Origin of the sequence: Serratia proteamaculans, assembly GCF_946227095.1 — a bacterium.
Classification (GTDB): domain Bacteria; phylum Pseudomonadota; class Gammaproteobacteria; order Enterobacterales; family Enterobacteriaceae; genus Serratia; species Serratia proteamaculans_E.
Genome location: NZ_CAMISV010000017.1, coordinates 1 through 24635, shown reverse-complemented (window position 1 = coordinate 24635; position 24635 = coordinate 1). Strand labels below are relative to the sequence as shown.

26 protein-coding genes are annotated in these 24635 nt (G+C 55.7%); 10 read left to right on the top strand and 16 right to left on the bottom strand.

Features of this window, described 5'->3' with window-relative positions:
• The first annotated feature begins 289 nt into the window (after positions 1-289).
• On the top strand, positions 290-1720 hold the full coding sequence (locus tag OC597_RS24025; protein ID WP_261255445.1) for a serralysin family metalloprotease: 1431 nt from the start codon (positions 290-292) through the stop codon (positions 1718-1720).
• Between the two features lie 150 nt (positions 1721-1870).
• Here the strand turns inward: OC597_RS24025 and OC597_RS24020 are convergent, their stop codons facing one another.
• Positions 1871-2080, bottom strand: coding sequence for a hypothetical protein (locus tag OC597_RS24020; protein WP_261088587.1), 210 nt, complete (start codon positions 2078-2080; stop codon positions 1871-1873).
• Between the two features lie 168 nt (positions 2081-2248).
• Between OC597_RS24020 and OC597_RS24015 the strand changes: the two genes are divergently transcribed.
• Entirely contained in the window at positions 2249-2416 is a 168-nt protein-coding gene (locus OC597_RS24015) for a hypothetical protein (RefSeq protein WP_261255443.1), read from the top strand.
• Positions 2417-2450: 34 nt separating this feature from the next.
• Here OC597_RS24015 and OC597_RS24010 read toward each other — a convergent pair whose 3' ends face one another.
• Both OC597_RS24010 and yniD read right to left on the bottom strand, forming a co-directional pair.
• A complete protein-coding gene (locus OC597_RS24010) occupies positions 2451-2588 on the bottom strand; it encodes a hypothetical protein (protein ID WP_153263172.1) in 138 nt (45 codons plus the stop codon).
• Between the two features lie 18 nt (positions 2589-2606).
• Positions 2607-2714 (bottom strand): small membrane protein YniD, encoded by a 108-nt coding sequence (gene yniD / locus OC597_RS24005; RefSeq protein WP_012144841.1) that lies wholly within the window; start codon positions 2712-2714, stop codon positions 2607-2609.
• 332 nt (positions 2715-3046) lie between these two features.
• On the opposite strand from yniD, the gene OC597_RS24000 reads away from it, so the two are divergent.
• Positions 3047-3439, top strand: a complete 393-nt coding sequence (locus OC597_RS24000; RefSeq protein ID WP_262210759.1) for an ASCH domain-containing protein — start codon at positions 3047-3049, stop codon at positions 3437-3439.
• A gap of 1 nt (position 3440) precedes the next feature.
• Positions 3441-4043, top strand: coding sequence for a C39 family peptidase (locus tag OC597_RS23995; protein WP_262210757.1), 603 nt, complete (start codon positions 3441-3443; stop codon positions 4041-4043).
• A 54-nt stretch (positions 4044-4097) separates the two neighbouring features.
• Here the strand turns inward: OC597_RS23995 and OC597_RS23990 are convergent, their stop codons facing one another.
• From OC597_RS23990 to yebS, 10 genes are all read right to left on the bottom strand, one after another.
• Positions 4098-4337 carry a YebV family protein gene (locus OC597_RS23990; protein ID WP_085116412.1) on the bottom strand — a complete coding sequence of 80 codons (240 nt, stop codon included), beginning with the start codon at positions 4335-4337 and terminating at the stop codon, positions 4098-4100.
• A 137-nt stretch (positions 4338-4474) separates the two neighbouring features.
• Positions 4475-5407 carry a Csu type fimbrial protein gene (locus tag OC597_RS23985; protein ID WP_261255439.1) on the bottom strand — a complete coding sequence of 311 codons (933 nt, stop codon included), beginning with the start codon at positions 5405-5407 and terminating at the stop codon, positions 4475-4477.
• An 18-nt stretch (positions 5408-5425) separates the two neighbouring features.
• Positions 5426-7900: a fimbria/pilus outer membrane usher protein gene (locus OC597_RS23980; protein ID WP_410071727.1), complete on the bottom strand. Its 2475-nt coding sequence runs from the start codon at positions 7898-7900 to the stop codon at positions 5426-5428.
• 22 nt (positions 7901-7922) lie between these two features.
• A complete protein-coding gene (locus OC597_RS23975; RefSeq protein WP_261255438.1) occupies positions 7923-8687 on the bottom strand; it encodes a fimbrial biogenesis chaperone in 765 nt (254 codons plus the stop codon).
• Positions 8688-8710: 23 nt separating this feature from the next.
• A complete protein-coding gene (locus OC597_RS23970) occupies positions 8711-9259 on the bottom strand; it encodes a Csu type fimbrial protein (protein ID WP_261255436.1) in 549 nt (182 codons plus the stop codon).
• A 5-nt stretch (positions 9260-9264) separates the two neighbouring features.
• Positions 9265-9768 carry a Csu type fimbrial protein gene (locus tag OC597_RS23965; protein ID WP_261255433.1) on the bottom strand — a complete coding sequence of 168 codons (504 nt, stop codon included), beginning with the start codon at positions 9766-9768 and terminating at the stop codon, positions 9265-9267.
• A gap of 2 nt (positions 9769-9770) precedes the next feature.
• A complete protein-coding gene (locus OC597_RS23960) occupies positions 9771-10310 on the bottom strand; it encodes a Csu type fimbrial protein (protein WP_261255431.1) in 540 nt (179 codons plus the stop codon).
• A gap of 288 nt (positions 10311-10598) precedes the next feature.
• The gene (rsmF, locus tag OC597_RS23955) at positions 10599-12035 is read right to left on the bottom strand and encodes a 16S rRNA (cytosine(1407)-C(5))-methyltransferase RsmF (RefSeq protein ID WP_262210754.1); all 1437 of its coding nucleotides are present in this window, start codon (positions 12033-12035) and stop codon (positions 10599-10601) included.
• 102 nt (positions 12036-12137) lie between these two features.
• The gene (locus OC597_RS23950) at positions 12138-14768 is read right to left on the bottom strand and encodes a PqiB family protein (protein ID WP_261255427.1); all 2631 of its coding nucleotides are present in this window, start codon (positions 14766-14768) and stop codon (positions 12138-12140) included.
• Positions 14737-15984 carry a membrane integrity lipid transport subunit YebS gene (gene yebS / locus OC597_RS23945; RefSeq protein ID WP_261255797.1) on the bottom strand — a complete coding sequence of 416 codons (1248 nt, stop codon included), beginning with the start codon at positions 15982-15984 and terminating at the stop codon, positions 14737-14739. Before yebS ends, OC597_RS23950 begins: the two co-directional genes overlap by 32 nt.
• A gap of 246 nt (positions 15985-16230) precedes the next feature.
• Between yebS and msrC the strand changes: the two genes are divergently transcribed.
• From msrC to htpX, 5 genes are all read left to right on the top strand, one after another.
• On the top strand, positions 16231-16728 hold the full coding sequence (gene msrC / locus OC597_RS23940; protein ID WP_261284418.1) for a free L-methionine (R)-S-oxide reductase MsrC: 498 nt from the start codon (positions 16231-16233) through the stop codon (positions 16726-16728).
• Between the two features lie 95 nt (positions 16729-16823).
• A complete protein-coding gene (proQ, locus tag OC597_RS23935) occupies positions 16824-17534 on the top strand; it encodes an RNA chaperone ProQ (RefSeq protein WP_261284419.1) in 711 nt (236 codons plus the stop codon).
• 19 nt (positions 17535-17553) lie between these two features.
• The gene (gene prc, locus OC597_RS23930) at positions 17554-19590 is read left to right on the top strand and encodes a carboxy terminal-processing peptidase (protein WP_262210751.1); all 2037 of its coding nucleotides are present in this window, start codon (positions 17554-17556) and stop codon (positions 19588-19590) included.
• Positions 19591-19689: 99 nt separating this feature from the next.
• Positions 19690-20073 (top strand): DUF4260 domain-containing protein, encoded by a 384-nt coding sequence (locus tag OC597_RS23925; protein WP_261284420.1) that lies wholly within the window; start codon positions 19690-19692, stop codon positions 20071-20073.
• Between the two features lie 197 nt (positions 20074-20270).
• Positions 20271-21149: a protease HtpX gene (gene htpX, locus OC597_RS23920; protein WP_012144856.1), complete on the top strand. Its 879-nt coding sequence runs from the start codon at positions 20271-20273 to the stop codon at positions 21147-21149.
• A 48-nt stretch (positions 21150-21197) separates the two neighbouring features.
• Here the strand turns inward: htpX and OC597_RS23915 are convergent, their stop codons facing one another.
• Positions 21198-22592: an MFS transporter gene (locus OC597_RS23915; protein WP_261285157.1), complete on the bottom strand. Its 1395-nt coding sequence runs from the start codon at positions 22590-22592 to the stop codon at positions 21198-21200.
• Positions 22593-22825: 233 nt separating this feature from the next.
• Between OC597_RS23915 and kdgR the strand changes: the two genes are divergently transcribed.
• Positions 22826-23617, top strand: a complete 792-nt coding sequence (gene kdgR / locus OC597_RS23910) for a DNA-binding transcriptional regulator KdgR (RefSeq protein WP_261423720.1) — start codon at positions 22826-22828, stop codon at positions 23615-23617.
• A 68-nt stretch (positions 23618-23685) separates the two neighbouring features.
• Here the strand turns inward: kdgR and phnR are convergent, their stop codons facing one another.
• Both phnR and OC597_RS23900 read right to left on the bottom strand, forming a co-directional pair.
• A complete protein-coding gene (gene phnR / locus OC597_RS23905) occupies positions 23686-24405 on the bottom strand; it encodes a phosphonate utilization transcriptional regulator PhnR (RefSeq protein WP_262210747.1) in 720 nt (239 codons plus the stop codon).
• 99 nt (positions 24406-24504) lie between these two features.
• The coding region (locus OC597_RS23900; RefSeq protein WP_262210859.1) for a zinc ribbon domain-containing protein at positions 24505-24635 on the bottom strand (131 nt) is incomplete at its 5' end.

Here is a 24635-nt window from a genome sequence, read left to right as displayed (position 1 = left end):
GATACCGGGGTGGATTGCCCCGGTTTTATTATTTGTGCCATTGAAAATAATAAGCAGCCAAATGGAGATGGAATAGTCGAGATTATTTTTCCTCAGATAATTCTGTATTTTAAACCAAAGCGTCTATTCTTTTATTTAAGGGATTATCGTTCTCATCAAGAGTACTCATGGAGGGTGCCAGCCGCATTACCGATATCCCCGTATTTATTCAGCACCGGACCCGGGCCATTAAGGCCATCCGTCAGTGATGTCGTCGACACACTGAAATGACAAATATGGAGATATTGGTATGTCATCAAGCAATCAACAGGCTAACGCCTCCGCTGAAGCTATCAGCGTATTGGCCCTGCAGGGGGCTTATAAACCCGATAGCGATCCGCTGCTGAACGTGATTCATCCCTCAAAAAGTTTTGAAAATGCGGGGCTGGAACTGATCCGTGGCGACCGGAGCTGGCACGACAAAGGGGTGACCGATACCCCGGTTAACCTGAGTTACAGTTTTTGGGAACAGGCACCGGGCAATATGTCGAGTATGGCGATCAGTGGGTTCAGCAGCTTTAATCAGCAACAGCGTGAACAGGCGAAACTTTCACTGCAATCCTGGTCAGACGTTGCCAATATCACTTTTACCGAGACCAGCAATACCCAAAGCGCCAATATCAAATTTGGCCTGTTTGATGTCAGTTCTCGCGGCTCTTATGCTTTTGCGTATAACCCGGACTCTTCTGCGTCGGTGGCGGGCCAAACCTGGTATAACGCCAAAAGTAATGTCTTCGCCAATAATCTGATCCATGAAAATGAATATGGCCGTCAGACGCTAACCCATGAAATTGGCCATGCGCTCGGATTGCAGCATCCGGGGGATTACAATGCCGCACCGGGTGTGAGTATTACTTACAGCAAGGATGCGACTTATTTTGAGGACAGTCGCGCCCACAGCGTAATGAGTTATTTCAGCGAAAGCAGCACTGGCCAGGACTTCCAGGGCGCGTACTCCTCTGCGCCGTTGTTAAATGACATTACGGCCATCCAGCATTTCTATGGCGCCAACATGACCACCCGCAGTGGTGATACGACCTACGGTTTCAACTCCAACACCGATCGCGATTTCCTCACCGCCACCGGCGCACAGGATAAAATTGTGTTTAGCGCCTGGGACGCTGGCGGTACGGACACTTTCGATTTCTCGGGCTTTAGCCAGAATCAGCGTATTAACCTTAACGAGCAGTCTTTCTCCGACGTGGGGGGACTGAAGGGGAACGTTTCGATTGCTGCCGGCGTGACCATCGAGAACGCTTTTGGCGGTGCCGGAAACGATGTGATTATCGGCAACGACACCAATAATATTTTGATGGGCGGCGCCGGGGACGACATTTTGTACGGCGGTGGCGAGTCGGATCATCTGTTTGGTAATGGAGGCAAAGACACCTTCGTTTATTTCGCTGCCAACGAGTCGCGCGCTGATGCACCGGACTGGATCGTGGATTTTGTTAGCGGTGAGGACAAGATTGATCTGTCGTTGTTTAACACCGGTGGCAGCAATGGCATCGAATTTGTGAACCAGTTCAGCGGCAAGGCTGGTGAGGCAATGCTGAGCTACGACGCGCAGGCGCACGTCAGCGATTTAGCCATCAATCTGGGCGGTGGTTTTGACGGCAGCGATTTTCTGGTTAAAGTGGTGGGTCAGCCGCTGGAAACCAGTGATTTCGTGCTGGCCTGAGGATAGATGGCAATAAAAATTCGGCATTTTGAGGAAAAACCCGATAATTCCTATTAATTCCGTCATGTTAGCCTGACATAGTAGCGCACAGAAGGCCGGGCTTGCATACCTCGGGCTTCTGCCGAATCGCCAACCCTTCCGGTTGGCGATTCATTTTCCATCTTTCAGCATGTTGATCGCTGCGCCAATCAGGATCCGGCGTTCAATGTCATGACAGTCTGCCAGTTGTTGCGTCAGGTGTTTTGCCAGCGTTTCTACCGATAAAACCTCGCCGCGATGACGCAACTGCATCACGCTGTCGCCGATCAAACGTGCCACTTCATCCCACACGGGTTTTATCTCCTGCTCCGAGAACATCATCGCTTACCTCGGCTGGGTGATTTTTGGTCAATGTAGCAGTTGAGCCAGGGGTTCGCCACCGCACCGATCGCACAATATTAAATCAGGAAGCATAAAAAATAAGCCATCAGTATTTCTTCTGGTTTTTTCGCCCAATACTGACCTTGTTGAATCTGCGGAGGGCGAATAATGAAACTGGTCGAGCAACTGGCTGAGTACCATCGCCGGAGCCAAGGGGCCGAAGTGCGGCATTGGCTGTATCGTTTGTGGTTGCCACAAGGGGAGGCACGGATCGCCTATTTGCGCGAGCTGCTGGAGCCGGAGGCCAAACAACCGGCAGAGCGGGAACGCGGATAAGAGGGGGGGACGCCAGTGTCCGGCCGGGCTGGCGTTACTCGAGAATATCCTCGATTTCTTCCAGTACCTGATGACCCAGGTCGGTGGTAATCATTAAAATGCCGCAGACCAGAATAACCAGTGCCAGCAGCAGTAAGGCGATTTGTACGCCGTTGCCATTACGTTTTGCCATTTGTTTTGCTCCCTGCTATTAACCAAAGACTATCGCTGCCCAGCGTAATAACAGCAGGGCGAGACAGATCAGCAACAGGATCAAAAACATCTTCCAGTGCTTGGTGCGCATGCGCTTCGTTGCCAATGTGACCTCCTGTGTTGCTGATTAGCTGAAATACCAGCCGACGATAACAAAGATAATAATCACCACCACCGTCAGCACTTTTAACAAGTCACTGAAAGTGTCGTCAGGGTCTTTGTCGTCATTCTTCATTTGTTGCCGCCTGGCCGAAAGCCATGGAGTGAATTGCGTCCACAGTATGCCTGTTGTGCTGACGCAGGCACAGGGATTTACCCGAAACGGCCTATAAAAGATGGGGGAATAGGCCACAGTGGCGTGAATTCGGCAGGTGGAGGCCGCAGGGAATACGTTGTACTATTCTGTCTGCACAATGATTCATTCAATAAGGTATGGCAATGGCGAGCGAAATTCCGAAGAAATACGAAAACACCGAGCGTTGGGCGTTCGGCAACACCGAGCAGCAGGCCGATGACGTGGTCAAGCTGATCCTCAACGGGATCAAGACGGCAACCTGTGCCAATCTTGATGGCGAAGGCATCCCACTGGCCGGCGACGTGTTTGTGGTGGTGGATGGTAAAGGTGACCCGGTGTGTGCGGTAGAACTGACGTCGGTAGAGATGAAGACCTACGATCAGGTTGATGAAGCCCATGCTTTTGCCGAAGGGGAAGGTGACCGTTCTCTGGCCTATTGGCGTAAAGAGTTGCAGAGCTTCTTTGAAGAATATGAGTTGTTCTCACCGGATATGACACTGGTGCTGATGAATTTCAAAGTGGCAGAGACTTTCTGATTTGCTGTCCTCTGTCCCTTACGTCTGCCAATGGGCGACGCCCGAGTTGGCGGCCGATCTGATTGCCGGGCGTGTGACGCTGGCGGATGATGTTAACTGGGCGCGCAGCGGTGCGCGCGATCGGGCGGAATACATCGAATGGGCCAACCACGTCTGTGGCATGGCCTGTCTGAAAATGGTACTTAGCCATCGCGATGGTGAGGCCCCTTCGCTGTTAGAACTGGCACGCCGCAGTCTGCCGTACGGTGCTTATGTACGTGAAGGCGAGCGTATCAAGGGGCTGATTTACGCGCCTTTTGTCGAGTATGTGCGGGAGCAGTTTGCGCTGGAGTCTGAGGTGAGGGTCGGTATCGAGCCTGAAGACTTGCCACAGGTGTTGTCGCAGCGGCGTTATTTTATCGCTTCGGTGCATCCCGGCATTCGCCGGCCTGAGCAGACGCCACCCCAGCGTGGCGGCCATCTGGTGTTGGTGACCGCCGTTGAGGCCGATTGCGTAACCTTCCATAATCCTTCCGGTGACAGCCCGGCTACGCGCCAACAGGTGACTTTACCGCTGAGCAGTTTTGGTCGTTTCTTCGCCGGTCGCGGTATTGTTATCACATAAAAAAACGCGCCGTGTTCCTGAGGGGACACCGCGCGTTCTTCAGTTTGTCGTCGTTCATTCCAATCGCATCACCCAGGCATCGCTCTGCCGGTCGTAATGTTGCTTGTACAACAGCGATTGCTTGCCATCCAGTATCGCCGGAATGCTGGTGTGCTCATCCCAACCGTCTAATTGCATGCACAGATCGGGATCCGACTTGCAAGGGATCGCCAGCGTGCTGGCCTGCTCGGACGAGGAGGACAAATGCGCGTCATCGACCTCGAAACTGCCTATTTTCACCACGGTTTTGCCCATTGGAACTCCTTGCTTGAACTGCTGGTATGAGGTGTGACCAGTTGAGGCCGTCATCATCAGCATAGTCAAATGAGCAAAAAATGCCACATAAAAAATACAAACTGGCAACATTGACGATCCGTAGCTAGCGCAGGGGCTTAATACTCCACCACAAAACTGATGTTGTCCTGGTAGGTTCCCACCGGCACTTCGGTTTGCGCCGGGTTGATTTGCGCCAGGTAAGGGATGCTTTGTGCCAGCCCGGTACCGGCCCCGGCTTGCTTGTTGGTGCTGTTCCACACCGTGGTACTGCTGGGCAGGTAAATTTGGTACTGCATATAGTTGCTGGTGCCGTTTTTCATCTGCCGCCAGCCGGTGACCGGGTTATTGCCGTCGGTAAAGTAGGTGTTATAACCCTCGGTTTTGGTGCAGGTGAGGGTAATGCTTTGGTTGACCGGGTTAAACTGCCCGACCAGCGCCATGCTGCCAAAGTTGACGTTCTGCGCGGTGCCGAACAGGCAGTCTTTGGTAAGGATCAGACTAATCGTCACGGTACTGGGTTTATTGGTGCCATCCCACCAAATACACAATCCGATCAAACCCAGCCCGCAGATGTGGTAGTTCCACACCAGGTTGACGGTATCGGTATAGGTACCGGAGCGGACATTGGCCCCGGCGGTGGTCTTGATGTACAGCGGAAAGTTGACGTTGGGGGAGATCAGGATCAGCGTCAACAGGTTTAACGAGCTGTAATCGATGGTTTGCCCGACGCTGTAGGGATACTGGTAATTCGCATCGGGATAAATCAGGTAGGGAATGGTATCGCCGGAACCGTCAGTATTGGCCAACGCCATATTGTGAGTGGTTGAGTTGATTTTTACCGTCACGGTATTTTGCGTCAACAATGACAGGCCAAGGCCGCTGCAGTTGAGTCCGGCGGTGCCCTGGGCGCTGAGAGAACCATTATAAACGGCAAAAGTGCTGCTGCCTGGCAAGGTGACGCTGCCGTTGGTGGTGGTGCAGTCGGCCAGCGCCTGTTGACCGGTGAGCAGCAGCAGCGCCAGTAATAACGCTTTGGATCCACTAATCATCTTTTTCTCCATCATGAGTTACTGGCAAACAATAGGTCCGATGCTTTGGATACCCTGGGTTTTGGTCAGGCTAAATTGCGCCTGACAGGGCGCGCTGCCGTCTGCCGGAATGACGCTCAGCCGGTTTTGCAGTTGCACCGGATCCACATAGACCATGCCATCCCAGCCAACATAGCTTTGTTGATTGCTGCCGACCACGGCCACCTCGCTGCCATTAGCCAGTGGTTTACCCTGTGCATCGACCAGTTTGACGTCGGCGGCGGAAATTTGCTGGATAGGGAAATCGATCAGGAACCCACTGTGATCGCGGATCGCCACGGTTTTCTCTACCGTGGGAACCGCCACGTCCGCCGGCAGATTAAGCGGGTCGATTTGGAATTTGGCGTGGTAATAGGAGGTGACGGTGGGCACCAGCAGATAGCCTTTGGCGTTGGTCACGCCGATTAACTGATTTTCATAACGCACCGGAATATCCGGGTAACCTTCGGTAGAGATCAGGGCGAAGGCGTCGTTAATGGTATTGGTAGCGTACAGATCGCCTTGCATTGCCACCAGAGAACCGCTCACTTCCCCCCAGCGGGTATAATCATCGCTGTTGCCGTACATCCCGCCGCGGGCTTCGAGCAGGCGGGTGCGCCAGGTGATATCGGCCTGACTATAGCTGTCGCTGCTCTGTCCATCTGCGTAGGCTAGGTTCCAGCCTAAACCACCGTCGGTCGGTGCCGCGCGGCTGTAGCTGACGCGTTGGTTCCAGCGATTGTTGTTGTCGCGAGAGGCGCTGACGCTGGCGGTACCCCAACTGTCGAACGGAATGGACAGTTGCAGTTGGGCGCTGTAGCCGCTGCTGCCGATTTCGCGGTTCACCGACGCATACAGGCTGGTATTACGCCACAGTGAAATGCTGTAGGAGAAGTTGACCAGGCGAGTGCGTTGGCCAATGGCGTCACGGACATCAAAATAGCCGGCGCCAATGCTACCGAAACGATTAAGACCGATACTGCCGGTCAGTTGATCGGTGCGACGACTCAGACGGTAGTCGCTTTTATACACCGAAATATCACCGAAACCGGCACTGCGCAGGATACGTTGGGCATTCAGGCTGTAATAGCGGTTGCTGTAGGTGTAGCCGATGCTGCTCTGACCGCCATGGTTGGTGCTGTACTGATAGACCGGCTGCGGATCGGGCTGAGGGATAGGTTGACCGGTCAGCGGATCGTAGTAGTTGGGCTGTTGCGAAGGCTGATAATCATTAAAAGCGTTATCGCTGGCCTGGCTGTAGCTGTAAGAGGCGTTAAACACCCCCCATTGTCCAACACGAATATTGGCCCCGGCGCCGCCCACTGCCAGCTCTGCGGCACCTTCGGCACGTCCTTCCAGCGTTAACCAATCCGTGACGCCGTAACGTCCGCTGCCGCTGGCCACCCACTGGCCGTAATCGGCAGAGCTAATGCCATAATTGCGCCGCAGGGCACCGGAGGACAGGCTGAAGTCGCTCATGCCGGCCTGCAACAGATTACTGGCGACATAAAACGGCACCACGGTACTGACTTGTCGGCCCAGTGCATCGGTGGTGACGACGGTGGCTTGGCCTGCGCCGTTAATGTAGGGCACGGTATCCAGGGTGAAAGGACCGGGGTTAACGCTGGTGCTGCTGTTTTTATAACTGTTGATATACAGATCGACGCTGCTGGGCAGTGCCGCTTGGCCGGAGAACTGCGGCAGCGGATAGGTGATCAGATCGGGCCGGGAGGCAAAATTACGCGCCAGCTGGACGCCGCCGATACGCACCGAACTGCTCCAGGTCAGGGCGCCGGTGGCGAGATCGCCGGCGGTATAGCTGAGCAGGCGGTCATCATCATTGTAGCGCCACTGACTGTCATAGCGGATATAGCGGTTGTCCTGGTCACTGTTGGCGGAGGTGTTAAAGCTGCCGCGGAAAATACCGGTATTGGACACCACGCCAAAGCCATCGAACAGCCGTTGTTCGGTCCAGGCAGAAAGATAGCCCGGCTGGCCGTTGGCGCTGCTTTGGCTGGCGTAAAGATCGTAATTGAACAACAGGCCGAGGCTGCTCTGCGCCGGCAGGCGATCCAGGGGATTCTGAGCGTTGAATTTCTGATTGGGTAGCCAGTCGTTGGGGACGTTGATCATCAACTGTTGGGTTTCACCACTGTAGGTGACGTCCACTTTCTCTAATTGGTCGACCGCAATTTCTTTTGCTTGTTTATCCGCTACCGGCAGACCGGCGTCGAGCAATTGCTGCGGAGTGAGGTAATAGTGGCCGCCGCGGTAAGTCACCGGCACCACTTTTCCGGTCTGACGACCATTGACCACCGGCTCCAGATACAACGTGGTATCCGGCATGCTGATGGCGCTGGGCGGCGGCGGCAAATCATCGGCGCAAGCGTCCGGTAGCCACGGCGTGGCCACTGCGCACAGTACGGCGAATGCTAACGGTTTCAGCCCGAACCCGTTACGCCTTGGGGACGGCATCCTGGTTAACGGCACACGAAGCTCAATAAGCAGTCAGGGTTATCGGCTGCTTGTTATCGTTGACCGTGGCTTGCAGTTGACCGCTGCTGAAACTGCCCGATGCCGGCAGGGCAAAGCGCATCTGCGAACCGGGCAACACATAACCCATCAGGCCGGCATTAAGCGTCTTTCCCTGTATCGTCACTTTGGAGATGCGCGCATGTACGATGCCCTGGTTGCGCACCTCCAGCCAACGCTGGCTGCTCTGTTGCAATAGACGGTAGCTGAGTTGCGGCTGGCTGGCGGTGGCGTAATCGCGCGGTTTTTCTGAATCTTGTTTGGTCCAGACTCCCTTGCCGCTGACAAACAAGGGGACTGAATAGCGCATCTGGAATTTCAGCCCCATCTGCGCGCCTTCTGGCGCGGATTGACTGCCTGAATCTTTTACCGGGACTTCATCAACCAGAATACGGTAGGCGCGCTCCTGCCCGGCGGGCGGCGGTGTTTGTTTAACCAGTCGGATCAGTTGGCGTTTACCTGGCGCAATTGAGGCAACCGGTGGGCTGGCGATCACTTCGCTTTGGTTGCTGTAGTCGTCTTTGCCGGCGGTCTGCTTCCAGCCGAGCACGCGCACTTGCATATAGACCGGCTTGCTGTCGCGGTTTTCCAACCACAGCGCCGTCGCGGGTTGTTGATCTTCAATCACTGGATCGATGGGCCAAATCAGAATAGAGGCGGCGGCCAGCGCCTGTTGTTGGGCGACGATCAACAGCGCTGCCGTTAAAGGCAGTCGGAAGGGGATATGCATGGCTACATCCTTATTTCAAAATACTAATAAGTGACCGTCAGTAAGACCGTATCGCTGTAAGTGCCACTGGTGGGCAGGGTACTGGTCGAGAACAAACGGGCATAAACTTTTATTTCCTGGGTGCTACCGGTCGCGGCGACGATTTCTGTAGTGCCGCCATTACTGCCATCGCCCCAAATGGTGGAATAATTACTGTCCTGGTAGAGCTGGTAAATCAGAGTCTCCGGAGTAAGGGTATTTTTCAATTTGCGCCCGGCGGAGATAGAACCGGTGACGTTGTTGCCGATACCCAGCGCCAGCGTAACGCTCAGCCCTGGATTACAGCGAAACAGCACGGAGCCGGCTCCCGAACTGGAAACTATGCTGATATTGCTGGCTAACGAGGAGATCTGTCCAAAGTTGAGGCTGCCGAAGGTGGTGACATCGCTGCTGCCGCTGCCCAAAATACAGCCTTTCACTACCGTCGCGTTGACGGTAAGCGCCTGAGTCTTTTGCTGATCGTTGACACCCGTGTCGCCCAGTACCGGCGGCGTTATCATCCAGAGCAGTAAACCACCGCTTAAAATACGCATTACCCTTACCAATTGATGGTGACCTGCACGGTGTCGGTGTAGCTGCCGATCGGCGGGGTGGATTGCACCGGGATCATGCCGTACACCGGTAACCAGTTATCCTGACCGTTGGCGGTTTGCGACACCCCGGTCAGGTTATCCCAAATGGTGCTGTGGGCGCTGCTGGTATACAGGTTGTAGTTCACCTGTTGTCCGGCGGCACTTTTCAGGTAACGGGCAGCGGTGTTGCCGCTTTGCCCGCCACCCAGCAGGACGTTGTAGCTGGTACCGTTGTTGCACTTGACGCGGATGGCGCCGGCGTTTTGTTGTCCGGCTATGCTGACGTTGGTAGTGAGGAAATAGACCGTACCAAAGTCCAGCGAGCCAAAGCTGACATTGCCCCCCGAGCTGCTGCCGGCTTCGCATGCCTTCAACAAAGTGGCGCTGACACCAATAGTGGCGGTTTTGCTATCGGCATTCACCGCCAGGCTTAACGCCAGCAATCCACAAACCAAAACAACCTGCCGCACTGTTACCAGGTTACCGTCATCGTCACGGTATCGTTGTAGGTGTCCGGATCGGGCGTGGTGGTGGCCGCCGGGACACGGCCATAGACAATCAAGGGGACTGCGGCGCCGGTACCGGTGCCGGTCAGGGCATTGGCGCCGCTTGACCAGGCGGTCGCGCGGGCCTGATCCTGATAGAGGTTGTATTTGATCAAGGCACCCGCCGTACTGGCCATTTGGCGCTGGTTACCGGCACCCACGTGCAGACCGTTGTTCAACGCCACGGTGTAGGCTGTCCCTGTGGTACAGGTCAGCGACAGGGTACCTGCGCCGCCGGAACCGGTTGCGCTGGCGTCGATAATGTTGGACAGGGAAGAATAGGTGCCGAAGCTAATGGCGCCAAAGTCGTTAACGCTACCGCTGCTGTCACCGCCGCCGACCACGCAGCCTGCGCCGATGGTCAGGGTTACACCCAGATTACCCTGAATAGTGCCTGCTGCGTTGGCTGCGCCACTTGCGCACAGCAAGGTGGCTGCCGAGGTCAATGCCATCAGAATTTTCTTCATGTCTTTTTCCTTGCTGTGTAAAGGTGAGCCCCAAAAAACGCCATCCAGAAAAGGATAAACGCATTAATTTATTTACAGTTTAATTAATAGAATAAGAAGTCAGAAATGTCTTGGTAGGGGGCCGAAAATTTTCTTTATTTTTGAAAGATGTCGCTATCGTTCAAAGAGAGGAGGGGATAATACCGAGAGAGTAAAATGATTAGAATAATAATATTCGCCTGTCGGAATATTATTAGCGAAATTAACTGGCCGGAATTTTCCGGCCAGTTCCAACCCATGATGATGGATTTACTGATGAAAATCCAACGTACCGTCACGAACCAGTTCGCGCGGCAGGTTGTTCTTTATCCGGCTGCCGATGCGTTTGGCGATGCCTAACGGCTGTTGCTGGTAGGTGACGATGCATTCATCGGTCAGTGGCGGTGGCTCTGGGTACAGGTCGCGGCCGTGGAACCACTCCTGCGCCAGCGTGGCGTCCAGTTCAAAACGTTGTTTGCCCTCGGCAACCGCCAGCGCGATAACCGCTTCGTGCTGCCAACGGTAGCCTTTGGTGAAACGTTCGGCCAGTTTTAGCCCGATACGCGAGAAACGCACCTTGTTAACCAGCGCCTCCAGCTCGGTAGGGAATAGCCAGATTTCTTTATCGCGTGCCCACAGGCGACTGGTTTCATCCCAGGCTAATCCAGAGGCTGCTGCGGCCTGAGCGATCTCGGCGGAATCTTTGCCGGAAAGCGGGGTAAACGGGAATTTTCCCAACTTATAGCTTGGCTTCGCCAGCGCGGTAACCGAGTGGTGCTTGCGCAATCTCGCCACAAAGAAGCCTTCGCTGTCGTAGATTTGCGGGAATACGTGCAGGAAACCTTCGGCGGTTAACGCCCGTTCTGCGCCAGGGAACAGTCCACCCAGAGGTTCAATGCTTACCGCGTCGCCGTAGGTCGCCAGCAGTCCGTTGACGATCTGCTGGTTTTCCTGCGCGTTGAGCGTGCAGGTGGAGTAGACCATGACGCCACCCGGAGCCAGAGCATGGAAGGCGCTGTCGATCAGTTCGCGCTGGGTGTCGGCGATGGCGGCTACGCTTGCCGGCGACCAGTTGCTCATGGCGTCCGGATCTTTGCGTACCACCCCTTCACCGGAACAGGGGGCATCCAGCAAAATGGCGTCGAAGCTTTCCGGCAACGCCGCGCCGAACACCCGACCGTCGAAGTGGGTCAGCGCCACGTTTTTCACGCCGCAGCGGCTGATGTTGGCGTGCAACACCTTGACCCTACTGGCGGAGTATTCATTGGCCACAATGCCGCCCTGGTTGTTCATCAACGCCGCAATTTGGGTGGTTTTGGAACCCGGCGCAGCGGCCACGTCCAGCACCCGACGCGGCATTTCAGTCTCGGCGAACAGCGCGCTGACCGGCAGCATCGAGCTGGCTTCCTGAATGTAAAACAGGCCGCTCAGGTGTTCTGCCGCGCTGCCCAGCCGCAGTTCTTCGTCCTTGCGTTCGATCCAAAAGCCTTCCGCACACCAGGGGATGGGTTCCAATTGCCAGTCATAGTCCTGCACCAGCGCTTGAAAATCGGCGACGCTGATCTTCAGAGTATTGACCCGCAGACTACGGCGCAGCGGGCGTTGGCAGGCGGCAATGAAATCGTCCATCGACAGGTCGGCGGGCATGATGGCGCGCGTCGCGTCGAGAAAGGCGGGCGGCAAAAAAACGGAGGCAGGTTTGGCCACGGGGTGAGCTCTCTGGCAGCTATCAAAATAAGGGCGGGAGTTTACCACAAAGCGGGAAACAGTAGGGGCCCAGCATTACTGAGCCCTTGAGGTGAGACGAATTTACTCTTTAGGGATGGCGGTGCCCCATTCTCGCCAGTCTTTTGGCTCTTCCGCATTCAGCATAAAGTGCTTGTGCGGCGTCGCCTTCGGTGCCAGCGGAATGCTCGGTGGGGTGGCAAAAGCAATGCCGCCGCGAATGAACTGCTGGAAGGTCCCGCTCTTGATCACGCCGCCGGTCAGGCCGAACTGCAGGTTGTAGCCGGAAGCCTGCCAGAACACGCTGTTGTTACGCACCAGATACTGGTACTTCTTGCTGATGCGCAGCGCGACGTGGATGCGATCGGACATGGCGCCCAGATAGAAGCCCGTGACGGTGCCCACTTCCACACCGCGGAACAGTACCGGGGTGCCAATCTGCAGCGAGCCGGTTTCGGCGGCGTCGAGGATCACGCTCAGACCGTCCTGATAGCGAGAGTCGGTGATAGTGGCCTCTTGCAGTTCAAAGTTGCGCAGCTCACGGCCACGGCCCGGTTCCACATTAATGTACGGCTGCAACAAGGTGTCGAGGTTGCTGACCCCAGCGGCGGAAATCTCCGGCGATACGATGGCGAAACGGCTGCCCAGGCGTGCGAAGGTCTGCACGTATTCCGGGTACAGCACCGCTTTGACCAGCACTTCATTACGCTCTGGCGCCAATTTTAGCGAATCCACCTGGCCGATATCGATGCCGAGATAACGCAACGGCATGCCCGGCGACAGCTTGCTGGCGTCGTAGGTCTTCAGGATAATTTGGCTACCCACCGCACGTGCGGCGGTCTCTGTGGCGTACAGCACGCGTTTGGCGCCTTTGCTCAGCGTCACGCCCTGCAAATTATCAAAACTGATAGCCCCCTTCAGCGCCCGGTTAAGCGGTGAAGCCTGTACCGTCAGGCCGCTGCCGTTCAATTGCACCTTGGCACCGCCTTCGGCCCAGAAGATGCTTTCGTTGGTCAGCAGCTTGCGGTATTCCGGGCTGATATAGACATCAACTTCAAATTCGTTGGCCTTCGGACGAACGTTAACAATTTCGCCCACCTGGAATTTACGGTACAGCACCACCGAACCGGCCTGAACATCCGGCAGGCTGACGGCGTTCAGCGTCAGGGTTGGCGTCGGGCTGTTGCCGATAATGCCGGCTTCGGCTTTTTCACTGTTGCCATACAGCGGATACTGGCCGACTGGTTCACCCTTACTGCCGGGGATGATACGCACGCCGCCGTCTAGCCACTCCTGTGCACTGGCCCCCAGCACTTCCATGCCGTCCAGGCCCAGTTTGACGTCGACCCGGCTGTTGACCACGAACTTGCTGTCTTTGTGCAGCAGGCGACGATATTGCGCATCGATGGCGGCGGTAAAGACCACGCCGTTATCCGTCAGGGCCCGGCTCATTACCTGGCCGACCTTGACGCCATGCACCACCAGTGGCTGACCGACGTCAATACCGTAGCTTTGCGGCGCGTTCAGCGTCACGGTCAGCACACCCGGTTGCTGCAGCAGGGTTTCACTGCTGTCCAGCACGTTGAAATGCTGTTGCGGTTCGCCATCGCCCGGTACCAGTTCCAGCGTATTGCCGGTGAGCAACTGGCTGAGTTTTGCATCGTTAAGGCTCAGGCGTGGGCTGCGCATGACAATTCGCGTACCGCTACGCATTAAATCGACCACCGACGGGTCGATGGTCAGCTCACCGCTGACCTTGCTGTCCTGTTGCAGCGTCAGCTTGGTCAGGGTGCCGACCTGCAGGCCCTGATAAATCAGCGGGGTGCGGTTTTCACTCAGATTATTGCCGCTCGGCAAGTCCAGCGTAATGTTCACACCGCGTTGGCTGTGCGCCAGATCCGGATACAGGGTATAGCTTTGATCGGCCTTGGCCTGTGGGCCGTCGAGCGGTGAGTCGAAGGCAATGGCGCCGTTGACCAGTGCGGTCAGGCTTTCCATCTGTACCGAGGCACCGGCGAGGCTGAAGTCACCCTTGAAACCTGAAACATTCCAAAAACGGCTGCTGTTTTTCACCAGATGGGTAAAGCGGCGGTCGATCAGTACGTCAATAGTGACGCCTTTATTGCCTTCGGAGATGGTGTAGTCATACACCTTACCGACCGGGATCTTACGGTAATACACCAGCGAGCCGGTGTTGAGTGAGCCGAGATCGTCAGCGTGCAGGTGAATCATCAGCTCGCCGGTGTTCAAGCGGTATTTGGGCTGGGTGTCGAGCGCGGTGAAGTGGGACTTCGGTTGCCCGGTGCCCGGCATCATGCCAATGTAGTTGCCGCCTACCAGGGCATCCAGGCCAGACACGCCCGCTAATGAGGCTTTTGGCGTCACCAGCCAAAATTGGGTACCGTCGCGCAGGGAGTCTTCCAGGTCGCTCTTGATGCTGACTTCGACCACAATACTGCGCAAATCCTTGCTCAGGCTGATGCTCTGTACGGTGCCGACTTCCACCCCCTGATAACGCACCGGGGTGCGCCCGGCGACAATGCCCGCCGCGGACTGGAAATCAATGGTCACCGTGGTGCCGCGTTCCTGGAAATTGTTATAGACCAGCCACCCTGCGATCAGCAGGGCAATAAACGGCAGTAACCAGAATGGCGAAATACGGCGCTTGTTTCTGACCCGCGCTTCAGTCGGTGTATTCGGCGTTTCTTGTTGCATGTGCATCCCAAATCAATCGGCTATCCAGCCACTCTACGGCAAGAATAGTTAAAATAACCGCAGACCCAAAGTAAAAGGCTGCCGGCCCCATAGTAAAAGATAACAATTGGTCGCGATTCACCAGCGACATCATTAAGGCAATCACAAACAGATCGAGCATCGACCAACGGCCGATCCAGGTGACCAGGCGCAGCAGGCGAATACGCGTTTTCAGGCTGTGCGAGGTCTTGAACTGAATGCTGAACAGCAAGGTGATCAGCACAATGACCTTGGTAAAGGGCACCAGTACGCTGGCAATGAACACGATGGCGGCGATCGGCGCATTGCCGGAGGTCGCCAGCGAGACCACGCCAGAGAAGATAGTGTCTTCCATGCGTGCGCCGTTGGCATAAATGATGGAGATCGGCATCAGGTTGGCCGGGATCAGTAAAATCATCGCCGCAATCAGCGCCGCCCAGGTTTTTTGCAGGCTGTAGGGCTGCCGGTGACACATCGGAATATGGCAACGCGGACAGCGGCCACGTGGGTCTGGGTAGCCGGTGAAATGGCACGACAGGCAGATATGCAGCGCCGTCGGCAGGCCTTTCGGTTGTTCCTGCGGATAATAGCGCTCCCACAATTGTTCCAGATTGACGTGGATCAGCGTCAGGATGCTGAGCAGGGTGAGCGACAGGTAGGCGATCAGCGCACTGCCGGCCTGGATATCTGCATATTCTTTAACTTTGATGGTCGCGACCGCCATGCCGATCAGGTAAATATCGAGCATGACCCACTCTTTCAATCGGTCCAGCATCAGCAGCACCGGGCGCAGGTTCATGCCCAGCGCGTGACCGAAACGCAGGTAAAGTATCGACAGTGCCAGCGTCAGTGGGGCGCCAACGGTGCAAAACGCCACCATGCTGGCGGTGAGAGGATCTCCCTGGTGGCTCATCTGCCAGATGCCTTCCAGCAGGCTGGCATCTATGCGCACCCCCAGCAAGCGGATGCTGATCAATGGCTCGCTGAAAGCGAAGGGCATTAACAGCAGCATGGTGACCGCCATAGCGGTCAGGCGGGTCATCGACCAGTCACGGCCACTCACGATCTTGGCATCGCAGCGCGGGCAGTAGGCCGCCTGCTTGCTGCTCAGGGGGGGCAACACAAACAGCAGGTCGCATTCGCAACAGCGCTGGTGACGTGCTTTGGATAGCGGACCGGTGATCGCGTGTATTTTCATCATGACAAAAGCTGCCCCAGAGCTCGCCGTATTCGGTTAGCGTAGCTGAAAAATAAATCTGTCTGTACCTTATAAGGCCAGGCACCGGACGGCAAAACAGGGTTTCCGACCGGCAAACATACCTCGCCCGGTAGGGTTTTGTGAAGCAACAGATGATTAACCTTGTGGCTATACGCATTTAATGCTTATTTTATAGGGCTTAAGACTTGGGCTAGTGGCCATCCTCACTGTATTAATGGTTAACACATGACAAAAGAACAATTCTACGCGGAATTAAAACGTGATTTGTGCGCGCTGCTTGACGGGGAAACCAACTTTATCGCCGCGTTGTCCAACGCCAGTGCGTTGATCAACGAGCGTCTTGACGACGTCAACTGGGCCGGTTTCTATCTGATGGATGGCACACAACTGGTGCTGGGTCCGTTCCAGGGAAAAATCGCCTGCGTGCGTATTCCGGTCGGCAAGGGAGTGTGTGGTACCGCAGTGGCGGAAAATCGCGTGCAACGGGTTGGTGATGTCCATGAGTTCCCTGGTCATATCGCCTGTGACGCGGCCAGTAATGCAGAAATTGTGCTGCCGCTCAATGTGGGTGGTCAGATTATCGGCGTTCTCGATATCGACAGCACAGTTTATCAACGTTTCGACGAACAGGACGAAAGGGGCCTGGAAGCAGTGGTGGCGGGGCTTTGCGCGCAGCTGGAGCAGTGTGATAGTGCGAAATATGTCACTGTGGCAGCAAGTTGATCTACGGTTAACGTGGCATTTACCGATGGCGTCATTATAATGACGCCTGTTCATGCCTGCGCTGGTTGGCAAACCCGTTGTAATCAGGAAATTTCATGGAAAATCAACCTAAGTTGAACTCTAGTAAAGAAGTCATTGCTTTTCTTGCCGAGCGTTTTCCGCTCTGCTTTAGCGCCGAGGGCGAAGCTCGCCCGTTGAAAATCGGTATTTTTCAGGATCTGGTCGAGCGTGTTCAGGGGGAAGAAAACCTAAGCAAAACGCAATTGCGTTCTGCACTGCGCCTGTACACCTCAAGCTGGCGTTACCTGTACGGTGTCAAAGTTGGCGCCCAGCGCGTCGATTTGGACGGTAACCCGTGCGGTGAGCTGGAACAGCAGCATGTCGATCATGCCCGTCAACAGCTTGAAGAAGCAAAAGCGCGAGTTCAGGCACAGCGTGCCGAGCAAAACGCCAAAAAACGTGAAGCTGCCGGTGAATCAGCCGCTGTGGAACCTCGTCGTCCACGTCCAGCCGGTAAAAAACCTGCTGCACGTCGCGAAGGCGGAGCCGCACCGGAGAACCGCAAGCCGCGCCCACAAACTCGCCCACAGCCCGCTCGCCAACCTCGTGAAGTCAAAGAGGAAAGCCAGCAGCGTCGTGTGCCAGTCACGGATATCTCTAAACTGCAAATTGGCCAAGAAATCAAAGTCAGAGCAGGCCAGAGTGCGATGGATGCAACCGTACTTGAAATCGCCAAAGATGGCGTACGTGTGCAGCTCTCTTCCGGTCTGGCGATGATTGTGCGCGCAGAACACTTGCAGTTCTGATACGGAGGCCAACCAAGGCATGAACAAATTTGTCAGATTAACAGCAGTCGCGGGTCTGTTGTGGGCGGGTGTCAGTTACGGAGCGGAACCAGCCAACATCCGCATCGATCAACTGCCTCAGCTTCAGCAGGAACCGCAACATGCAACGGTGAGTGAGCGCGTAACCTCGCGCTTCACTCGCTCTCATTACCGTCAGTTTGCCCTCGACGCGGACTTTTCAGGCAAGATCTTCGATCGTTACCTGAATATGTTGGACTACAGCCATAACGTGCTGCTGGCCTCCGACGTGGCGCAATTCGCCAACAAGCGCAATCAGCTGGGCGAAGAGCTGAAAAGCGGTAAGCTGGATACGCCATACGCGCTGTACAATCTGGCGCAGAAACGCCGTTTTGAGCGTTATACCTATGCATTGTCGCTGCTGGAAAAGCCAATGAGCTTCACCGGTAACGACACTATCGATCTCGACCGCAGCAAAGCGCCGTGGCCGAAAGACAAGTCCGAACTGGACGCGCTGTGGAACGCTAAAGTCAAATATGACGAGCTGAACCTCAAGCTGACCGGCAAGACCGACAAGGAAATCCGTGAAACGCTGACCAAACGCTATCAGTTCGCTATCAAGCGCCTGACACAAAGCAACAGCGAAGACGTTTTCCAGCTGGCGATGAATGCCTTTGCGCATGAAATCGACCCGCATACCAACTATCTCTCTCCACGTAACACCGAACAGTTCAATACCGAAATGAGCCTGTCACTGGAAGGTATCGGTGCGGTGTTGCAGATGGATGACGACTACACCCTGATCAACTCCATGGTGCCAGGTGGCCCGGCGGCGAAGAGCAAGGCGATCACCGTGGGTGACCGTATTGTCGGCGTTGGCCAGGCGGGCAAGCCGATGGTCGATGTGATCGGCTGGCGCCTGGACGACGTGGTTTCCCTGATTAAAGGGCCGAAGGGCAGCAAGGTACGTTTGGATATCCTGCCGGCCGGCAAGGGCACCAAAACCCGGGTAGTCACATTGACCCGTGAGCGTATCCGTCTGGAAGACCGCGCGGTGAAAATGACCATCAAGACCGTCGGCAAAGAGAAAGTCGCGGTGATGGACATTCCAGGCTTCTACGTTGGCCTGACCGATGACGTGAAAGTTCAGTTGCAGAAGATGGCCAAGCAGAACGTCAAGAGCCTGATCATCGATCTGCGCACTAACGGCGGTGGCGCACTGACTGAAGCGGTATCGCTGTCCGGCCTGTTCATTCCGAGCGGCCCGGTAGTGCAGGTGCGTGACAACAACGGCAAAGTGCGTGAAGATGCGGACACCGACGGCGTGACCTATTACAAGGGACCGCTGGTGGTACTGGTTGACCGTTTCAGCGCCTCGGCTTCCGAGATCTTTGCCGCTGCGATGCAGGACTATGGTCGCGCGCTGATTGTCGGTGAACCAACCTTCGGGAAAGGCACCGTGCAGCAGTATCGCTCGCTGAACCGTATTTACGATCAGATGCTGCGTCCGGAATGGCCGGCGTTGGGCTCGGTGCAATACACCATTCAGAAGTTCTACCGCGTTAATGGCGGCAGTACCCAACGTAAGGGGGTTACCCCGGATATCCTGATGCCGAGCGGTGTCGATCCGGCGGAAACCGGTGAAGCGTTTGAAGACAACGCCATGCCGTGGGACAGCATCAATGCAGCGACCTACACCAAAACCGGTGATCTGAAACCGTTCGAACCTGAGCTGTTGAAAGACCATGAGCAGCGTATCGCCAAGGATCCGGAGTTCCAGTACATCGCGCAGGATATTGCTCATTACAAGGCGCTGAAGGATAAGCGTAACATCGTCTCACTCAACCTTGCCCAGCGTGAGAAAGAGAACCACGACGATGACGCGACCCGTCTGCAACGCGTTAATGATCGCCTGCAGCGCGCCGGTAAGAAGCCGCTGAAGGCACTGGACGATTTGCCGAAGGATTACCAGGAACCCGATCCATACCTGGATGAAACCGTGCACATCGCCCTGGATTTGGCGCACCTTGAACAGGCGCAGCCAGCGGCGGCGAAATAACGCAGCCGGGTATCAGTAATGAAAAACGCACCTTCGGGTGCGTTTTTTAATGAGCGCTCCTGAGGGCACGCTGACTGGCATTCAACATACTGTGAGGTCATGATGAGCGATTTAACCCCCCCGATGCGTAGGCTGTTGCGGCTGGAAGCACTACTGGCCCTGATACTGTCGGTCGTGGTCTATCACAGCCAGCACTATGGTTGGGGGCTTTTCGCTGCCTGCTTCCTGATACCCGATATCTCTTTCCTGGCCTATGTGCTGGGTAAAAAGGCCGGGGCCATAGGCTACAACATTGCCCATTCATACATAGGGCCGGCGCTGTGTGGCCTGGCCTTTATGGGGTTCCAACAGCCCGGCTGGCTGATGGCGGCGTTGATTTGGTGTGCTCATATCGGTTTTGATCGCACGCTGGGTTACGGGCTGAAATATGCCGAAGGGTTTGCCTATACTCACCTTGGGCGTTTGAATAACCCACGACGCTGATTGCGTACCCAAAAAGCCACCGTTTTGCGCAACAATCGTTTACAATTTGAAAAGTATTGCTTGAGCGCCGTTTTTGTAAAGTTTCGTATTTTTAGTAGGTTAATGGCGTGCAACTCTTGAAACTGTGACGAATGCCCATACCATTTAGGGTATCCGAGGCAGCGTTTTGTTAACATTTATGAGGAAGTAAACATTTTATGATGCGTATAGCTCTGTTCCTGCTCACCAACCTGGCGGTGATGTTGGTTTTCGGGCTGGTGCTCAGCCTGACAGGAATCCAATCCAGTAGCGTTCAGGGCCTGATGATCATGGCCGGTCTGTTCGGCTTCGGCGGCTCGTTTGTCTCACTGCTGATGTCCAAATGGATGGCGCTGCGCTCCGTCGGCGGGGAAGTGATTGAACAGCCGCGTAACGAAACCGAAAACTGGTTGCTGGAAACGGTACGCCGTCAGTCGCAGCAGGCAGGCATTGCCATGCCGCAGGTGGCTATTTATCACGCACCAGACATTAACGCCTTCGCCACCGGTGCGCGCCGTAATGCGTCGCTGGTTGCCGTCAGTACCGGCCTGCTGCAAAGCATGAGCCGTGACGAAGCGGAAGCGGTTATTGCCCACGAAATCAGCCACGTTGCCAACGGCGACATGGTCACCATGACGCTGATTCAGGGCATCGTGAACACCTTCGTTATCTTCATCTCGCGGCTGATCGCACAGGCGGCCGCCGGCTTCCTGGGCAACCGTGACGGCGAAGGGGAAGGTAACGGCAACCCGATGATCTATTTCGGCGTGTCGATGGTACTGGAGCTGGTCTTCGGCATCCTGGCCAGCATTATTACCATGTGGTTCTCACGTCACCGTGAGTTCTATGCTGACGCAGGTTCCGCCAAACTGGTGGGTCGCGAGAAGATGATTGCCGCACTGCAACGGCTGAAAACCAGCTATGAACCGCAGGAAGCGGGCAACATGATGGCGTTCTGCATCAACGGCAAATCCAAGTCGTTCAGCGAACTGTTCATGTCGCACCCGCCGCTCGATAAACGTATCGAAGCGCTGCGTTCCGGTCAGTATCTGAAGTAACCCTGAGAACGTTAAAAACCCCGGCTTGCCGGGGTTTTTTTATGCCTGCTATTTGGCGGGGCGGCTGTTCTCTGCCTGTTGAGCACGCGGTTGAGTAATGCGTAGGCTGCTGACCACCGCCGCCAGCGCGGCGAAGCTGCCGGCCAGGATCAGCGAGGCGTGGGTGCCGGAGGTGGGGAACAGGTTAAACATCAACGCCACCAAGGCGGCACCGGAGGTTTGTCCCAACAGTCGGGCTGTGCCCAGCATGCCACTGGCGCCACCGCTACGGTTGCGCGGGGCGGCGGATATAATGGTGTGGTTATTGGGTGACTGGAACAAGCCAAAGCCCGCACCGCACAGCACCATGCGCCAGATGATATCCAGATCCGACGGGTTATGCGGCAGCAGTGCCAGTAGGAACAGCCCCAGTGCAAATACCGCCAGGCCGATACAGCCTAATAATCCGGCGTGGATATGCTCCACCAGCCGCCCTGCCAGCGGCGCCATGACGATAATCGCCAAAGGCCAGGGAGTCAGTAACAACCCGGTGGCGACCTCATCACGGCCCAGCGTGCTTTGCAGGAAGAACGGCAGCGAGACCATGGCCAGCATCTGTGCGGCGAATGAACAAACTGAGGTGCCCATCGACAAGGCGAAAATCGGGATGCGCAGCAGGTCTACCGGCAGCAGTGGGAACTCCTGGCGCAGTTGGCGACGGATAAAGAAGAAGCCAATCACCAGCAGCGCAGCGATTTCGCCGAAAATCAGCGTCAGGCTCTGGCCCTGGGCAAAGCCGCTGATGGCGGTAATCAACAGCCCGAAGGTTAAAGCATTCATCACGGCGCTGGTCGGGTCAAAGCGCTGGTTGGAGCTTTTCTGGCTATTGCCGGGCAGGTACTTCATCCCCAACAGTAGCGCCACAATACCAATCGGCAGGTTGATGGCGAACAACCATTGCCAGGAAGCGACCGACAGGATCGCCGCCGCTACCGTGGGGCCGGCCGCCGAGGAAAAGGCGACAATCAGCGAGTTAATCCCCATACCACGGCCGAGAAAACGCTGCGGGTAGATAATGCGGATCAGGGCGGTGTTGACGCTCATGATGGCGGCTGCGCCAAAGCCCTGCAGCACACGGGCGATGGTCAGCGTCGTCAGCGAGTCGGACAGGGCGCAAAACAGCGAAGTAATGCTAAACACCAACAGACCGGCCTGATAGATACGGCGATAGCCAATCAGGTCGCCCAGCGAGGCCAGGGACAGCAACGAAATGGTGATGGCCAACTGGTAGGCGTTAACCACCCAGATGGAACTGGCCGGGCTGGCGTTCAGATCGCGGGCGATGGTCGGCAGGGCCACGTTGGCAATGGCGCCGTCCAGCACTGAAACGGTAATGCCCAGGGCAATGGCGAGGATTGCCCCATAGCGTTGCGGGACGGGCAGGCCGTCAGTACAAGAACGCATGGTGATCTCAAAGGTATTAATCCGTGGGAGTATTAACATGCTAATCATATTCGTCTGCGATTGCATCCACAGTTTCCCGCGTAATTGTAATAACCGATGAGAGCACCGCGCCCAATACGATCTTGCTCAGGCATTTATCCCTGGGGCAGATTGCGTGGCCTCTGAGGTACCGCGTATACTGAAACCCTTGTTCAAATTTCTTAAAACAGAAAATGCCGGGTAGGATATTGACTATGGTTAACGCAGACTCAGATAAACAACCGGATGCGGTTTCGTCCGTGCTGAAGGTATTCGGTATCTTGCAGGCGTTGGGCGAAGAGCGCGAGATCGGCATTACTGAGCTTTCGCAACGGGTGATGATGTCCAAAAGCACCGTCTACCGTTTTCTGCAGACCATGAAGTCATTGGGCTATGTATCGCAGGAGGACGAGTCGGAAAAATACGCGCTGACGCTCAAGCTGTTTGAACTGGGAGCCAAGTCACTGCAGAGCGTCGATCTGATCCGCAGCGCCGATATCCAAATGCGTGAACTGTCGAATCACACCCGCGAAGCTATTCACCTCGGGGCGCTGGATGAAGATAGCATTGTCTATATCCATAAAATTGATGCCATGTATAACCTGCGCATGTATTCGCGTATTGGTCGTCGCAACCCGCTGCACAGCACTGCGATCGGTAAAGTGCTGTTGGCCTGGCGGGATCGGGCTGAAGTGGAAAAAATCCTGTCGCAGATTGAGTTTACCCGCAGCACCCCGAATACTTTGACCGACGCCGCGGCGCTGTTATCGCTGTTGGATCAGGTGCGTGAGCAAGGCGTGGGTGAAGATAGAGAGGAGCAGGAAGAAGGACTGCGCTGTATCGCGGTGCCGGTGTTTGACCGCTTCGGCGTGGTGACCGCCGGCCTGAGCATTTCATTCCCCTCCATTCGTTATTCTGAAGACGCCAGAGCAGATTACGTCAAACGTCTGCACACCGCCGCGCGCAATATTTCTGAGCAAATGGGTTACCACCACTACCCATTCTGATCCCATTGTTACCCATTAAAAGGCGTTGCCATACACAGGCAGCGCTTTTTTTTGGTCTATACCAAGAGCTACAGCGTATCCACTTCAATGCGCAGGCTGTCGTGGCGCCAGTACTCGATATCAAAGTCTAGTATGTGACCATGCTGATCGTAATTCAGCCGGCGCAGCAGCAGTGCGGGCAAGCCAACCATGGCGCCCAGGGCAGTGGCCGCGTGGTAGGGCAAGGCGGTCGGATAAAACGACAGGTGCATTTTGCGGTAAATCAGCTCGTAGTGTTGCTGATAAATCTCGGTCAGGCTGCCGTTGAGATCCTGTTTGAGCAGGTCTGGCACCCGTTGCGGCAGACAGTGGTTTTCGCAGTAGCAAATCGCCCGTCCGTCGGCATGGCGCACGCGGCGCAGCAGATAGATTTGATCAAACGGCTCCAGGGCCAGCGGCTGTATCACATCCAGCGGTACGGTAGTTTTTTCAGCGGATAATAACTCGGTACGCGGCGTGCGCCCCTGCTCCAGACACAATCGGTGAAAGTTGGTGTTCTGCGTCGGATCCAGCCACAGCCGTTCCGGCGTAACAAACCAACCGCGGCGGTCGGCGCGGTAAATCGCACCGGTGGCCTCCAGCTGTGCCAGGCTTTCTCGGATCGTCACGCGGGTGGTGGAAAAAATGGCGCACAGCTCACGCTCAGAAGGCAGCTTGTCACCCGCCTGCAGCGCACCCTGGGTGATGCGTGCCTGTAACTGATCCTTGATTTGCAGGTAGTGGGGCATCTCGCCCTGATGTGGTTTCATCTCATCTCGCTATGGCATTTCGGCACGCGCCCATTATACATGCGCAGTTGACTGCTCCCCGCCCTAAAGGGCGAGGATTCCCACTTCACTGAGTCGAACCTAAGCCGCTTGATGCGATTCAGGATTTACAGGCTCTCCGTGGGCTAACGCTGCCAGCCCGGCAGCTTTTATATTCCGTGCCGCATTAATGTCACGGTCATGGCTTGTCTGGCATTCCGGACAATTCCATT